Below are 14,650 nucleotides of genomic sequence, written 5' to 3'. Positions count from 1 at the left end.
CCCGGGGCGCGGCCGGCCGCGGCGGGCAGGGCGGCTGCGGCCGAGGCGCAAACGGGGGCCTAGTAGCAAGCCGGGGGCGGAGGACGCCGCCGACAGACGCCGCGCCCCGCGACAGGGGCACAGCCGGCCCGGCAGGTCAGGGCTCTGGCGGGCGAGGCGGAACCGCGACCGGGCGCAGCTGGCTCCGGCAGGTCAGGCGCCCGCCAACCGCCGCAGCACCCGCGCCCGGAGCGCAGTCGCCATGACGCGATTGTGCCGGCGCTGGTTTCTGGACAAGGCGCGCCCGCGCGACTAGGTTCTGCGCCAATTCGCCGTCCGGTCCCCGTGGTCGCCTCATGTGGTCCCGGTCGCCGCGCCCTCTGGACAGACCTAAGGATCGCCCCATGTTCGTCACCCCCGCCTATGCCCAGGCCGCGGCTTCGCCCGCCGGCGGCGCCGCCGCCTTCGCGCAGTTCATCCCGCTGCTGCTGGTCTTCGTGATCATGTATTTCCTGATCCTGCGCCCGCAGCAGAAGAAGATGTCGCAGCACAGGGCGATGGTCGAGGCGCTGAAGAAGGGCGACACCGTCGTGACCCAGGGCGGGCTGATCGGCAAGGTGATCGCGGTCCGCGACGACGAGCTGGACGTCGAGATCGCCCAGGGCGTCAAGGTCCGCGTCGTGCGCGGCACCGTGGCCCAGGTCCTGACCCGCACCGCGCCCGCCGCCGCCAACAGCTGATCCGCCCGCAGCCATGCTGAACATCCCGCTTTGGAAGCGCATCGCGATCTTGGGCCTCGTGGCCCTGGGCTTGCTGTATGCGATGCCCAACCTGTTCTATTCGCGCGTCGAGACGCATAACGACGCCGTCGTCGCGGCGGAACGGGCCGGGTTCGAGACCCCCGAACAGGCCGCCGCCCGCGCCATGTGGCCGTCGTGGCTGCCCTCCTCGCTGGTCAACCTGGGGCTCGACCTGCGCGGCGGGGCGCATCTGCTGGGCGAGGTGCACACGGCAGATGTCTACAAGTCGCGGATGACCGCGCTGTGGCCTGACCTGCGCGACGCGCTGGCCGCGCAGCGCGACGTGATCGGCCCGGTGCGCCGCGTGCCGGGCCCCGAGGCCGAACTGCATGTCGAGATCGGCAACCCCGACCAGATGGCCAAGGCGGTCGAGATCGCCCGCACCCTCGCCGCCCCGGTCGCGTCGCTGAGCGGGGCGGGCTCGTCCAGCCTCGACATCACCGCCAGCGGGCCGACGCTGATCGTCCGCCTTTCCGAGGCCGAAAAGGCCGCGACGGACGACCGTACGATCCAGCAGTCGCTGGAAATCGTCCGCCGCCGCGTGGACGAGGTCGGCACCCGCGAACCCACGATCCAGCGCCAGGGCAAGGACCGGATCCTGATCCAGGTGCCGGGCATCGGCTCGGCCGAGGAACTCAAGGCGCTGATCGGCACCACCGCGAAACTGACCTTCAGCCCGGTCGTCGGACGCGGCACCGATCCCAATGCCGCGCCGGGGCTGGGCAATATCGTCGTGCCGTCGCTGGACGAACCCGGGGTCTTCTACACGCTGGCCGAGGCCCCGGTGGTGACCGGCGAGGAACTGACCGACGCGCGGCCCTCGTTCGACCAGAACGGCCAGCCGGCGGTCGATTTCCGGTTCAACCCGCAGGGCGCCAAGCGCTTCGGCGCCTATACGGCGGCCAATATCGGCCAGCCCTTCGCGATCGTCCTGGACAACCAGGTGATCTCGGCCCCCACCATCCGCGACGCGATCACCACCGGCAACGGCCAGATTTCGGGGGCGATGGATGTCAACGAATCGAACCGCCTTGCCGTGCTGCTGCGGGCCGGGGCGCTGCCGGCCAAGATTACCTTCCTGGAAGAACGGACCATCGGCCCGGAGCTGGGGCAGGATTCCATCGACGCGGGCAAGATCGCCGCGGTCGTGGCCACGGCGCTGGTCGTGGCCTTCATCATCGCCAGCTACGGGCTGTTCGGGGTGTTCGCCTCGATCGCGGTCATCGTCAACGTGATCCTGATCCTGGCGGTCATGTCGGCAATGGGCGCGACGCTGACGCTGCCCGGCATCGCCGGGATCGTGCTGACCGTGGGCACCGCGGTCGATGCCAACGTCATCATCTATGAACGGATCCGCGAGGAGCTGCGGGCCGGAAAGCGCGTGGCCCAGGCCATCGACGACGGCTTCAACGAGGCGATGAGCGCGATCATCGACGCCAACGTGACCACGTTCATCGCCGCGCTGGTGATGTTCTTCCTGGGCTCGGGTCCGGTCAAGGGCTTTGCGGTGACGCTGACCATCGGCCTCGTCACCTCGGTCTTTACCGCGATCTACCTGACCCGGCTGCTGATCGTGTTGTGGCTCGACTGGCGCAAGCCGCAGACCCTGGAACTGTGAGGGACGCGACATGGCATTCCGTCTGAAACTCGTCCCCGACAACACGCGGATCAACTTCTTCCGCTGGCAGGGGCTGACCTTCGGCATCTCGGCGGTGGCGATGCTGGCCTCGGTGATCATCATCCTGATCAACGGCTTCAACTTCGGCATCGACTTCAGGGGCGGGACCACCATCCGCACCGAAAGCCCGACCGCCTTCGAGGTCAGCGACTATCGCCAGGCGATGGACGAGCTGGGGCTGGGCGACGTGTCGATCACCGAGGTGTTTGACCCCACCTTCGGCGCCGAAAAGCACGTCGCCCAGATCCGCATCGGCACCACCAACGAGACCGGCTCGGTCACGCCCGAAGAACTGAACCGCATCGAGGCGGCGCTGAAGACGGTGGACCCGCAGGTCAGCTTTGCCGCGGTGGAATCGGTCGGGCCGAAAGTGTCGGGCGAGCTGATCAAGACCGCGGTCTATGCCGTGGGCGCCGCGACGCTGGGCATCCTGTTCTACATCTGGCTGCGCTTCGAATGGCAGTTCGCGCTGGGGGGCGTCTTCGCGCTGGTCCATGACGTGTTGCTGACGCTGGGGATCTTCTCGCTGTTCCAGATCAAGTTCGACCTGTCGACCATCGCCGCGCTGCTGACGATCCTCGGCTATTCGATCAACGACACCGTGGTCGTGTTCGACCGGCTGCGCGAGAACTTGATCAAGTTCAAGACGATGCCGCTGATCGACGTGATGAACCTGACGGTGAACGAAACCCTGTCCCGGACGATCATGACGGCGGTCACGACGGCGCTGGCGCTGACCGCGATGCTGGTGCTGGGCGGAGACGTGATCCGCGGGTTCGTCTTTGCGATGCTGTGGGGGGTGTTCGTCGGCTGCTATTCGACGATCTACGTCGCCAAGAACATCGTGCTGTGGCTGGGGGTCAAGCGCGACTGGTCCAAGCCCGACAAGACCGCGGCGGCCGAGAAAAGCGATCTCGCGGGGACTCCGTTCCAGGACATGCCCTGATGTCTATGAAGGCCACCGACTTTGCCGGGGCCGTGCCGGTCGACGGCTACGGCCCCGGGTTTTTCCGGGTCGGCGGGCGCGTCCATCACGGGCCGGTGATCGTGACCAGCGACGGCCCGGCGGCGTGGCACGGGCTGGATGACCGGGCGCAGCTGGCGGCATTGGCTGGCCGGGTGGACCTGCTGTTCCTGGGGCTGGGCGCCGAGGTCGCGGCGTTTCCGACCGCGCTGATCGGGGAGCTCGAGACCGCCGGGCTGATGGTCGAGCCGATGGCCACCCCCACCGCCGCGCGCAGTTATAACGTCACCCTGTCCGAAGGACGGCGCGTCGCCTGCGCGCTGCTGCCGGTCTGATGGCGCTGATCTCGGTCCGCGGGCTGGCCGTCTCGCGCGGGGGCAGGCGGGCGGTCGAGGGGGTGGATTTCGATCTCGCGGCCGGCGAGGCGCTGATCCTGCGCGGCCCGAACGGCATCGGCAAGACGACGCTGCTGCGCACCGTGGCCGGGCTGCAGCCCGCGACCGAGGGCTCTATCCAGGCCGACCCCGACGCCATCGCCTACGCCGCCCATGCCGACGGGCTGAAGGGGGCACTGAGCGTAGCCGAGAACCTGCGCTTCTGGCGCGAGGTGTTCGGCGGCCCGGCCATCGATCGCGCGGTGGCGGCGATGAACCTGTCCGACCTCGTCTCGCGCCCCGCGGCCATGCTGTCGGCGGGACAGAAACGCAGGCTGGGCCTCGCCCGGCTGCTGGTTACCGGCCGCCCGGTCTGGGTGCTGGATGAACCCACCGTCTCGCTGGACGCGGGGTCCGTCGCGCTGTTCGCCGATGCCGTGCGCGCCCATCTGGCCCAGGGAGGTGCTGCGCTGATGGCAACCCATATCGAGCTGGGCCTGCCCGAGGCGCGGGTGCTGGACCTCGGCCCGTTCTGCGCCGACGCCCGCCGCCCCGCCGCCCGCGCGCCTGCCAGTTTCGACGAGGCGTTCGGATGAGGACCGTTTTCGCCGCCTTGCCCGGCCGGAGCCTCCGGCGGGGATATTTGAGGACAGAAGATCCGCAATCTCTTGTCCGGAAATATCCCGGGGGAGCGCCGGCACGGCGCGGGGGCAGCGTCCCCTGCAACCGTGGAGCCGGGCGATGATCGCGCTGCTGATGCGTGACCTCCGGCTGGCGACCCGGGCAGGCGGCGGCTTCGGCCTGGGGCTCTCCTTCTTCCTGATCGTCTGCACGCTGGTGCCGTTCGGGGTCGGGCCGCAGGGCGACACGCTGGCCCGGATCGCGCCCGGCATCCTGTGGGTCGGCGCGCTGCTGGCCTGCCTGCTGTCGCTGGACCGCATCTTCGCGCTGGACTGGGAGGACGGCAGCCTCGATCTGCTCGCGACTGCGCCGCTGCCGATGGAGGGCGCCGTCGCCGTCAAGGCTGCCGCGCACTGGATCACCACCGGTCTGCCGCTGGTGCTGGCCGCGCCGGTCTTCGGCGTCCTGCTGCACCTGCCCGCCGCCGCCCAGCCCTGGCTGGTCGGCTCGCTGCTGTTGGGCACGCCGGCGCTGTCGATGCTGGGCGCGTTTGGCGCCGCGCTGACCGTGGGGCTGCGGCGCGGGGGGCTGCTGATGTCGCTGCTGGTGCTGCCGCTGTATATCCCGACGCTGATCTTCGGGGCCGAGGCGGTGCGGCGCGGCGCCGCCGGGCTGGACGGCACCACCCCGATGGTGCTGATGGCCGGCATCACCCTGGCGGTGCTGGCCGCGATGCCCTTTGCCGCCGCCGCCGCGCTGCGGGTCAATCTGCGGTGAAGGGGCTTTCCCGCCCGCCCGCGCCCGGCTAGAGGAAACGCATGTCGATCTGGGAATACGCAAACCCCGTCAAGTTCATGCGGACCTCGGCCGCGATCCTGCCCTGGGTGGCCGTCGCGGCGGCGCTGACGCTCGCCACCGGGCTCGTCTGGGGCTTTCTCGCCCCCGAGGACTACAAGCAGGGCGCAACCGTCAAGATCATGTTCCTGCACGTCCCGGCGGCGATGATGGCGATCAACATCTGGGTGATGATGCTGGTCACCTCGCTGATCTGGCTGATCCGCCGCCACCATGTCAGCGCGCTGGCCGCCCGCGCCGCGGCGCCGGTCGGCGCGGTGATGACGCTGATCGCGCTGGTCACCGGGGCGATCTGGGGCCAGCCGATGTGGGGGACGTGGTGGGAATGGGACCCGCGGCTGACCTCGTTCCTGATCCTGTTCCTGTTCTACCTGGGCTACATGGCGCTGTGGTCGGCGATCGACAACCCCGACAGCGCCGCCGACCTGACCGGCGTGCTGTGCCTCGTGGGCTCGGTCTTTGCGCTGCTGTCCCGCTATGCGGTCAATTTCTGGAACCAGGGGCTGCACCAGGGCGCGACGATCAGCGTGGCCCCGGGGGACCGGATCAGCTCGGTCTACAGCTATCCGCTGTATCTGTGCATGCTGGGTTTCTTCCTGCTGTTCGTGGCGCTGCTGCTGGTCCGCACGCGCACCGAGATCCGCCGCCGCCGCACCGCGGCGCTGCTGGCGCGCGAAGTGAGGGGATGATGGAGTTCGGGAAATACGCCGTCCCGGTGCTGGCCGCCTGGGGCATCAGCCTCGCGCTGCTGGCTGGACTGGTTGCGCAGACGCTCGCAGCCGCCGCCCGCGCCCGCCGCGCGCTCGAGGAGGTCGAGCGTCGTGGCTAGGCTGTCCCCGCTGGTCCTGATCCCGCCGCTGGCCTTCGCGGGGCTCGCCGCGATGTTCCTGTGGGGCATGGGCCGCGACGATCCGCAGGCGATCCCCTCGGCCCTGATCGGGCAGCAGGCCCCCGCGGTCCCGACCACGACCCTGCCCGGCGCGACCCAGCTGTCCGATGCCGACCTGCGCAGCGGCAAGGTGACGCTGGTCAACTTCTGGGCCAGCTGGTGCCCGCCCTGCCGGGCCGAGCATCCGACCCTGACCGCACTGGCGGCCGAGGGCATCCCGGTCATGGGCATCGACCTCAAGGACCCCGAACCCGCCGCCCAGCGGTTCCTGGCCGAGCACGGCAATCCCTTTGCCGCGCTGGCCACCGACCCGCAGGGCCGCACCGCGATCGAGTGGGGGGTGACCGCCCCTCCCGAGACCTTCATCCTGGACGGGCAGGGCAACGTCCTCTACCGCCATGCCGGGCCGCTGGTGCGCGAGGATTACACCAACCGCTTTCGCCCGGAACTTGACAAGGCGCTGGCCGCACAGAAGTGACGGATTTCCTGTCGTCTGGCTGCGGTCGGCGCAAATAAGGATGTTCGTTCCGCGCGCGGACCCAAGGCGGGACGGTTTTCCGCGTGCCGCCGCGTCTCGTCGCATATCGTCCAGTCTGTCGCAAAGGCGCGGACGAACGGCCTGATGGCCGGGCGCCAGTCCCGCCCCCCGGGCCTTGTGATGCGGCCGGCGCGGCGTATCTCGGACCGGAACCCTGACTTCGATGAAAGAACGACCGATGCGATTTCTCGCCTCTGCCCTTGGACCGGCCGCGCTGGCGCTGGCCGTCCTCGGCGTTCCCGCGCTGGCCGAAACGCCGGCCTCCCCCGTGCCGGCTGCCGAGTCCGCCGCCCAACCGGCGCGCAGCTTTGGCCCGCTGGTGACGCCGGCGGAGCTGGCTGCCGTCGATGCCCGGGTGCTGGACATCCGCGGCGAGGCCTATGGCAAGGGTCATATCCCCGGCGCCGTCGACGCGCCTTACAAGCTGTTCCGCGGCCCCTCCGAAAACCCCGGCCGGCTGGTCACGCCCGAGCAGATCGAGGCGACGCTGCAGAATCTGGGGGTCGATGAGACCCGCCCGGTGGTCGTGGTCCACCAGGGCAGCGACCAGGACGATTTCGGCGCCGCGGCGCGGGTCTACTGGACGCTGAAATCCGCCGGGCTGACCGACATCGCGATCCTGAACGGCGGGATGAACGCCTGGGCCGCCGCCGGCCTGCCGATCGACACCGCACCCGTCACCCCCGAGCCGACGCTGTTCGAGGTCCGCTGGACCGACCGCTGGCTGGCCACAGAGGCCGAGATCGCGGGGCTGGCCGAGGGCGCGGGCGACGCGCTGCTCCTGGACGCCCGGCCGCCCGCCTTCTTCGAGGGCCGCCAGTCGCACGCCGCGGCGCCCTTGCCGGGGACGGTTCCGGGGGCCCGGAACGTGCCGCATACCGAATGGTTCGCCTCGGGCACGACGGCGATCGCGCCGGCCACCACAGCCGCCGACGTCGCCGCGAGACTGGGGATCGAGCCCGCGCGCGAGGTCGTGACCTTCTGCAACACCGGCCATTGGGCCGCGACCGAGTGGTTCGCGCTGTCCGAGCTTGCCGGGCTGCCGGATGTGAAGCTGTATCCTGAATCGATGGTCGGCTATGCGCAGTCCGGCCATCGGCTGGAAAACACGCCCGGCCTGGTCGCCAACCTGCTGCGCCAGCTGAGGGGGTCGTGATGGCCGGGGCAACCTTGTCGATGCCGGCTGGCTCCCGTGAGACGCCGGCGACCCCGCTGGTGCCTTCGGCTGCCGCGCGCGGGGCCGCAGTCGCGGCGATCCTGCTGCTGATCGGCGCGGTGGCGCTGCTGGTGGGCGCCCGCTTTGCGCTGCTGATCGCCATCGGCCTTGGCCTCGGGATGACGCTCGAGGGCTTCGGCTTCGGCTTCGCGGGCCCCTGGCGGGCGCTGATCCAGCGCCGCGAGGCCGGGGGCGTGCTGGCTCAGATCCTCGCCATCGCGCTGACCGCGACCGTGGCGATCCCGCTGATCGCGGCCCATCCGGGCGAGCTGTCCGGCGCCGCCGCCCCCATTGGCTGGGCGATGCTGGGCGGCGCCTTCGTCTTTGGCGTCGCGATGCAGGTCGTGCTGGGCTGCGGCTCGGGCACGCTGGTCAACGCGGGCAGCGGCAATGCCGTCGCGGTGGTGGCGCTGCCGTTCTTCATCCTCGGCAGCTTCCTCGGCTCGTGGTCGCTGGTCTGGTGGACCGGGCTCGGGACGCTGCCGGTCATCGTCCTGCGCGGGTGGCAGGGTTTGGCCGCCACGCTGGTGCTGCTGGCGCTGGTCACCGGTGCGGTGCTGGCCGTCGCGGCGCCGGGGCATCGCCGCATCCCGGCCCGCTGGGTCAAGGCCGCGCTGCTGCTTGCGGCGCTGGCGCTGCTGAACCTTGTCGTCTCGGGCCAGCCCTGGGGTGTCGTCTACGGGCTCGGCCTGTGGGCCGCCAAGGCGGCGGTGGCAATGGGTGTCGATCCGTCGGCCTCGGCCTTCTGGGCAGCCCCGGGCAATGCCGGGCGGATCGGCGCCAGCGTGCTGACCGACGTGACCTCGCTCACTAACTTCGGGCTGATCGGTGGGGCTATGCTGATCGCCTTCTGGCGGGGCGGGCTGGCGCAGCGCCTGCCGGACCTGCCAGTGCGGGCGTGGATCGCCGCGGTGATCTCGGGCCTGGTGCTGGGGTATTCGTCGCGGCTGGCCTTCGGCTGCAACGTGGGGGCGCTGTTTTCGGGCATCTCGACCGGCAGCCTGCACGGCTGGGCGTGGCTGGTCTGCGGCTTTGCCGGCTCGATCTTGGGGGTGCGGCTGAGGCCTTTGCTGGGGATGGAGGGCCGCCGATGACCCGCCGCCTGACCGCCGCCGCTGTCCTGGCCGGGCTGGCCATCCTGATCGCCGCCGATGTGGCCGCGACGCCGCCCAACCCCTATCGCGCCCCGGCGATGCTGGCCCTCGGCTCGGGCGCCGAGGCGAGCGGCGGGTTCTGCGGCGCGCTGCCGCGCTGAGGGCGGCGCGCATCCGCCGGCGGATGCGCGCCGCTGTCACCGGTTCAGACGGCTTACCAGTTGAAGTCGTCGGACCCGAGTTCGCCGACCCGGGTCCACTCGATCCGCAGCACGTTCGCGCCATGCCGAAACTCGACATGGTTGCCGGCCTGCACGAGATGCGCGCGCACGTCCGCATAGCTGTCGAGCCCCGCAAAGCTGCGCAGGTCGATCACGTCGTCGTCGCGGTCGAAGTTGCGCACCGTGTCGAGACCGGCGGTGAAGACGAAGCGGTCGTCGCCCGCGCCGCCTCGCAGCATGTCGTTGCCCGCCCCACCGTCGAGGATGTCGCTGCCTTCGCCCGCGGCCAGGTCGTCGTTGCCAAGCCCGCCGATCAGCGTGTCGTTGCCCTCGCCGCCGATCAGGATGTCGTGGCCGGCGCCCGCGTCGATGCGGTCGTCGCCCTCGAGCCCGAAGATCCGGTCGCCGCCCGCGCCCGAGCTGACGATGTCGTTGCCCGACCCGGCGTTGATGGTGTCGGACCCGGTTCCCGCACGCAGGGTGTCGTTGCCTTCGCCGGCGCTGATGACGTTGTTGCCGTCGCCGCCGTCCAGCATGTCGTTGCCGCTTTCGTCGGTGATCCGGTCATGGCCGGCCCCGCCCCAGACCCGGTCCTCGCCCTTGCCGGCCACGATGACGTCATCGCCGTTCTCGCCCCAGATGCTGTCGTGGTCGTCGCCGCCGTAGATCGTGTCGTTGCCGGCCCGGCCGTAGATCCTGTCGTCCCCGTCGAGCCCCCGGATCAGGTCCGCCCAGGCGGTGCCATAGAGAATGTTGCTCTCGTTGGTGCCGTTGATGGTCGCCATTGTCACATCTCCTGCTGCATAGATACTGGAAGAACGGTCACGCTGGCACGGGGGCAGAGGCCGTGCAATTCAACAAATGCCCACCCGAATGTGAAAAGGGGCCCCGCGCGGGGCTCCTTCGATCCTCCGCCGTGCGCAGCCTCAGCCCTTGGCGAGGTTCCGCAGCACGTAGTGCAGCACGCCGCCGTTCTTGAGGTATTCGATCTCGACCTCGGTATCGACGCGCGCCTTCAGCTGCACGGTCTTTTCGGTGCCGTCGGCATAGCGGATCGTCGCCGGGACCAGCTTCAGCGGCTTGAAGTCCTCGGCCAACCCGTTGATCGAGATCACCTCGTCGCCGGTCAGGCCCAACGTCTTGCGGGTGTCGCCGCCGGTGAACTCGAACGGGATCACCCCCATGCCGACCAGGTTCGAGCGGTGGATGCGCTCGAACGACTCGGCGATCACGCCCTTGACGCCCAGCAGGCTGGTGCCCTTGGCCGCCCAGTCGCGCGAGGACCCGGCGCCGTATTCCTGGCCGCCGATGATGACCAGGGGCGTGCCGCGCTGCTGCCACTCCATCGCGGCGTCGTAGATCGCGGTTTCCTGCCCGTCCGGGCCCTTGGTATAGCCGCCCTCGACGCCGTCCAGCATCTCGTTCTTGATGCGGATGTTGGCGAAGGTGCCGCGCATCATGACCTCGTGGTTGCCGCGGCGCGAGCCGTAGCTGTTGAAGTCGGCCGGCGCGACCTGGCGCTCGGTCAGATAGCGGCCGGCGGGGGTGGTCGGCTTGAACGACCCCGCGGGCGAGATGTGGTCGGTGGTGATCATGTCGCCCAACACCGCCAGCACCCGGGCGCCCTCGATGTCGCTGATGACACCGGGTTCCCGCGACATGCCCTGGAAATAGGGCGGGTTCTGGATGTAGGTCGAGGTTGGCGGCCAGTCATAGGTTTCGCTGTCGGTGGTCTCGACCGCCTGCCAGCGCTCGTCGCCCTTGAAGACGTCGGCGTATTTCGCCTGGAACATCTCGCGGGTGACGATCCGTTCGACCAGGTCGGCCACCTCGCGCGAGGTCGGCCACAGATCGCGCAGATAGACCGGCTTGCCGTCCTTGTCTGTGGCCAGCGCATCGCGGGTGATGTCGATGTTCATGTCGCCGGCGATCGCATAGGCCACGACCAGCGGCGGCGAGGCCAGGTAGTTGGCGCGCACGTCGGGCGAGATCCGGCCCTCGAAGTTGCGGTTGCCCGACAGCACCGACACGGCGACCAGGTCGTTTTCGTTGATCGACTTGGAGATCGCCGGCTCCAGCGGTCCCGAGTTGCCGATGCAGGTGGTGCAGCCGAAGCCCACGAGGTTGAACCCCAGCGCGTCCAGATGCTCCTGCAGGCCGGCAGCCTTCAGATAGGCCTCGACCACCTGCGACCCGGGGGCGAGCGAGGTCTTGACCCACGGCTTGCGGGTCAGCCCGCGCTCGTTGGCCTTCTTCGCCACCAGCCCGGCGGCCATCAGCACGTAGGGGTTCGAGGTGTTGGTGCACGAGGTGATCGAGGCGATCACCACCGACCCGTCGCGCAGGCGGTAGTCCTGGCCCTCGACCCGGGCGCCGGTTTCCTGCTGGCCCGAGGTGTCGTCGCCGGGGATTTCCGCGTTGCGCGGGGCGGGGGCGCCGCCTTCCTCGGTCATCTCGAACTTCTGTTCGGCCGGCGCCGACGGGGCAGGGCGCACGCCCCCGATATAGTCCTTGAAGGCCTGCGCGGCCTGATCCAGCGCCACGTGGTCCTGGGGCCGCTTCGGCCCCGAGATCGCGGGCACCACGTCGCCCAGGTCAAGTTCCAGCGTCGAGGTGAACACGGGTTCGTAATCCGCGCCGCGCCACATGCCGTTGGCCTTGGCATACGCCTCGACCAGCGCGATGCGCGATTCCTCGCGGCCGGTCTGGCGCAGATAGCGCAGGGTTTCGTCATCGACCGGGAAGAAGCCGCAGGTCGCGCCGTATTCGGGCGCCATGTTGGCGATGGTGGCGCGGTCGGCGAGCGGCATGTTGTCAAGGCCCGAGCCGTAGAATTCGACGAACTTGCCGACCACCTTGTGGTCCCGCAGCATCTTGACGACCTTCAGCACCAGGTCGGTCGCGGTCACGCCCTCGCGCAGCGCGCCGGTGACCTTGAAGCCGACGACCTCGGGGATCAGCATCGACACCGGCTGGCCCAGCATCGCGGCCTCGGCCTCGATCCCGCCGACGCCCCAGCCCAGCACGGCCAGGCCATTGACCATGGTGGTGTGGCTGTCGGTGCCGACCAGGGTGTCGGGATAGGCGACGGTGGCGCCGGTCTGGTCGGTGTCGGTCCATACGGTCTGGGCCAGGTATTCCAGGTTCACCTGGTGGCAGATGCCGGTGCCCGGGGGGACGACGCGGAAATTCTTGAACGCGCGCTGGCCCCATTTCAGGAACTGGTAGCGTTCCATGTTGCGGGCGTATTCCAGGTCGACGTTGCGCTGGAAGGCGCGCGGGGTGCCGAATTCGTCCACCATCACCGAGTGGTCGATGACCAGGTCGACCGGGTTCAGCGGGTTGATCTTCTGCGCGTCGCCGCCCAGCCCCTTGATCCCGTCGCGCATCGCGGCAAGGTCCACAACCGCCGGCACGCCGGTGAAGTCCTGCATCAGCACCCGGGCCGGGCGATAGGCGATCTCGCGGTCGGACTTGCCGCCGTTCTGTGCCCAGGCGGCGAAGGCCTTGATGTCGTCAACGCTGACCGAAAACCCGCCATCCTCGAACCGCAGCATGTTTTCCAGCACGACCTTGAGCGAGGCGGGCAGTTTCGAAAAGTCGCCCAGACCCGCCTCGGTGGCGGCGGGGATCGAGTAATAGGCGACGGTCGCGCCGCCGGCGGAAAGCTCGCGGCGGGTCTTGGCGGTGTCGGTTCCGGTGACGATGGGCATGGCTGTCCTTCCTGGAAATGGAGAGCTGGGCAACGCGCCCCGATTGCCCCGATTCACCCGACGACGCAAGATTCGTCGGGTGGCGCAGGGCTCGCAGGTGCTATTGTATGCCGTAGTATACAAACACGCGCTGGCTTGCAAGCGTCCTTGGGCGGGTGGCCTAACGAAGCATTGATTTGGCCGTGGGAACCTTGCTGTCCTAAGAGGCAGACATGAATTCCACCGTGTTGTCTGCATTTCCCCTTGTCCCGTCGTCCTGCAGCCAGAGTCCATTCCGGGCGGTATCCTGTGCCCTGGCGGCCCTGACCCTTGCCGCCGCACTCGCCGGGGCCTGGCCGGCGGCGGCGCAGAGCCTGGCGCAGGCCACCCCTGGAATCGAGGATGCGGGCGCGCCCGATGACGGCGCGGTCGGGCTGATCGAGGCGCCCGACGACGACGCCGGCGCCGTACCCGATGGCGCGTTTTCGCTTGCCCCTGAACGCAGCGCACGCCCCGCCGGTACCGCGGCGCCGGCCAGCCGTGGCCTGACCAGCGTGCCGGTGGTGGTCGAGCTGTTCACCGCCCAGGGCTGTTCGACCTGTCCGCCCGCCGATGCCGCGATCGCGGCGCTGGCCGACCAGCCGGGGGTGCTGACGCTCAGCTGGCACGTCGATTACTGGGACTATCTCGGCTGGCCCGACAGTTTCGCCAGCCCGCCCAATACCGTGCGGCAGGAAGCCTATGCCGCGGCCGCCGGCGAACGGGGCGTCTATACGCCGCAGATCATCGTCGACGGGCAGGACACCATCATCGGTGCCGGGCGGGCCGGGCTGCTGGCGCTGATCGACGAACATGCGACCCGCCCGCCGGCGGTGATGGTCAGCGCCCGGCAGGAGGGCGACGCCTTCGTCATCGACCTCACCCCCCGCGCCGCGATCCCGGGCGGGGTCCGGATCGAGCTGATCCGCTATCTGCCCCAGCGGACGGTGCAGATCGAGGCAGGCGAGAACCACGGCCGCCGGATGCTGTACCGCAACATCGTGGTCGGCGCCGAGACGCTGGACCACTGGGCCGCGCGCACGCCGCTGCGGCTGACGGTCAGGGCCGGCGAAACCGGGCGCGGCTTTCCCGCCGACACTCGCCACGCGATCCTGGTCCAGCAGCCGCTGCGCGGGGGCTATCCCGGTCCGATCCTGGCCGCGATCCGGCTGGACTGACCGCCCAGCCCCGGTGCCCGATCCGGGCCCTCGACCGGCTTGACCGCCGCCCGCGCCATCCCTATCTGCGCGACTGCGCGGATGGCCGGATGACCGCGGCGCCCCCTTGGGGGGTGTCGAGGAAAGTCCGGGCTCCATGCAGGCATGGTGCCGGGTAACGCCCGGCGGGGGCAACCCCAGGGAAAGCGCCACAGAGAACAGACCGCCGGCGGCGGGGCTCCCTCGAGGGGCGCGGCCGCAGGCAAGGGTGAAACGGTGGGGTAAAAGCCCACCGCGGGACGGGCAACCGGACCGGCAGGGCAAGCCCCACCAGGAGCAATGCCGAATAGGGATCGCGCGCGGGGGCAACCTCGCAGGGCCGCCTGCGCCCCAGCAGATCCGGGTTGGCAGCTTGATCCCGTCGGCAACGGCGGGACCAGAGGAATGGTCATCCAGAGGGGCGCGAGCCCCTTGGACAGAACCCGGCTTACAGGCCATCCGCGCGATTTCCCCCGTTGCATCACGGGCTGCCG

Annotated in this window: 15 protein-coding genes and 1 other RNA gene; 14 read left to right on the top strand and 2 right to left on the bottom strand. The window is 69.8% G+C overall.

What is annotated here, in order from left to right; translation table 11 throughout:
- Positions 1 to 383 precede the first annotated feature (383 nt).
- The 12 genes from yajC to IC63_RS18495 all read left to right on the top strand — a co-directional run bounded on the left by yajC (position 384) and on the right by IC63_RS18495 (position 9,169).
- Complete coding sequence (gene yajC / locus IC63_RS11565) at positions 384 to 719, top strand: preprotein translocase subunit YajC (RefSeq protein ID WP_036720509.1); 336 nt, start codon at positions 384 to 386, stop codon at positions 717 to 719.
- A 13-nt stretch (positions 720 to 732) separates the two neighbouring features.
- Positions 733 to 2,397, top strand: a complete 1,665-nt coding sequence (gene secD / locus IC63_RS11560) for a protein translocase subunit SecD (protein WP_036720507.1) — start codon at positions 733 to 735, stop codon at positions 2,395 to 2,397.
- 10 nt (positions 2,398 to 2,407) lie between these two features.
- Positions 2,408 to 3,403: a protein translocase subunit SecF gene (gene secF, locus IC63_RS11555; protein WP_036720505.1), complete on the top strand. Its 996-nt coding sequence runs from the start codon at positions 2,408 to 2,410 to the stop codon at positions 3,401 to 3,403.
- Positions 3,403 to 3,756: an Mth938-like domain-containing protein gene (locus tag IC63_RS11550; RefSeq protein WP_036720502.1), complete on the top strand. Its 354-nt coding sequence runs from the start codon at positions 3,403 to 3,405 to the stop codon at positions 3,754 to 3,756. Before secF ends, IC63_RS11550 begins: the two co-directional genes overlap by 1 nt.
- Positions 3,756 to 4,391, top strand: a complete 636-nt coding sequence (ccmA, locus tag IC63_RS11545; RefSeq protein WP_036720501.1) for a heme ABC exporter ATP-binding protein CcmA — start codon at positions 3,756 to 3,758, stop codon at positions 4,389 to 4,391. Before IC63_RS11550 ends, ccmA begins: the two co-directional genes overlap by 1 nt.
- A gap of 145 nt (positions 4,392 to 4,536) precedes the next feature.
- Positions 4,537 to 5,193: a heme exporter protein CcmB gene (gene ccmB, locus IC63_RS11540; RefSeq protein ID WP_036720498.1), complete on the top strand. Its 657-nt coding sequence runs from the start codon at positions 4,537 to 4,539 to the stop codon at positions 5,191 to 5,193.
- Positions 5,194 to 5,234: 41 nt separating this feature from the next.
- Entirely contained in the window at positions 5,235 to 5,960 is a 726-nt protein-coding gene (locus tag IC63_RS11535; RefSeq protein WP_036720496.1) for a heme ABC transporter permease, read from the top strand.
- A complete protein-coding gene (gene ccmD / locus IC63_RS11530; protein ID WP_408633569.1) occupies positions 5,960 to 6,100 on the top strand; it encodes a heme exporter protein CcmD in 141 nt (46 codons plus the stop codon). The genes IC63_RS11535 and ccmD overlap by 1 nt, the downstream gene beginning before the upstream one ends.
- Positions 6,093 to 6,638 (top strand): DsbE family thiol:disulfide interchange protein, encoded by a 546-nt coding sequence (locus tag IC63_RS11525; protein ID WP_036720492.1) that lies wholly within the window; start codon positions 6,093 to 6,095, stop codon positions 6,636 to 6,638. Before ccmD ends, IC63_RS11525 begins: the two co-directional genes overlap by 8 nt.
- A gap of 238 nt (positions 6,639 to 6,876) precedes the next feature.
- A complete protein-coding gene (locus tag IC63_RS11520; RefSeq protein WP_084115790.1) occupies positions 6,877 to 7,854 on the top strand; it encodes a sulfurtransferase in 978 nt (325 codons plus the stop codon).
- Positions 7,854 to 9,008, top strand: a complete 1,155-nt coding sequence (locus IC63_RS11515; RefSeq protein WP_232222595.1) for a YeeE/YedE thiosulfate transporter family protein — start codon at positions 7,854 to 7,856, stop codon at positions 9,006 to 9,008. The genes IC63_RS11520 and IC63_RS11515 overlap by 1 nt, the downstream gene beginning before the upstream one ends.
- Positions 9,005 to 9,169, top strand: coding sequence for a hypothetical protein (locus tag IC63_RS18495; RefSeq protein ID WP_198026308.1), 165 nt, complete (start codon positions 9,005 to 9,007; stop codon positions 9,167 to 9,169). The genes IC63_RS11515 and IC63_RS18495 overlap by 4 nt, the downstream gene beginning before the upstream one ends.
- 53 nt (positions 9,170 to 9,222) lie before the next feature.
- Here IC63_RS18495 and IC63_RS11510 read toward each other — a convergent pair whose 3' ends face one another.
- Both IC63_RS11510 and acnA read right to left on the bottom strand, forming a co-directional pair.
- A complete protein-coding gene (locus IC63_RS11510) occupies positions 9,223 to 10,014 on the bottom strand; it encodes a calcium-binding protein (RefSeq protein ID WP_036720490.1) in 792 nt (263 codons plus the stop codon).
- A 141-nt stretch (positions 10,015 to 10,155) separates the two neighbouring features.
- Entirely contained in the window at positions 10,156 to 12,942 is a 2,787-nt protein-coding gene (gene acnA / locus IC63_RS11505; protein ID WP_036720489.1) for an aconitate hydratase AcnA, read from the bottom strand.
- A 212-nt stretch (positions 12,943 to 13,154) separates the two neighbouring features.
- Between acnA and IC63_RS11500 the strand changes: the two genes are divergently transcribed.
- Positions 13,155 to 14,138, top strand: a complete 984-nt coding sequence (locus IC63_RS11500) for a DUF1223 domain-containing protein (RefSeq protein WP_052042156.1) — start codon at positions 13,155 to 13,157, stop codon at positions 14,136 to 14,138.
- Positions 14,139 to 14,215: 77 nt separating this feature from the next.
- An RNA gene (gene rnpB / locus IC63_RS16995) (RNase P RNA component class A) lies at positions 14,216 to 14,623 on the top strand.
- Positions 14,624 to 14,650: the final 27 nt, after the last annotated feature.

This window comes from Paracoccus sphaerophysae (assembly GCF_000763805.1).
Classification (GTDB): Bacteria; Pseudomonadota; Alphaproteobacteria; order Rhodobacterales; family Rhodobacteraceae; genus Paracoccus; species Paracoccus sphaerophysae.
This window is presented reverse-complemented; position numbering and strand designations above follow the sequence as displayed.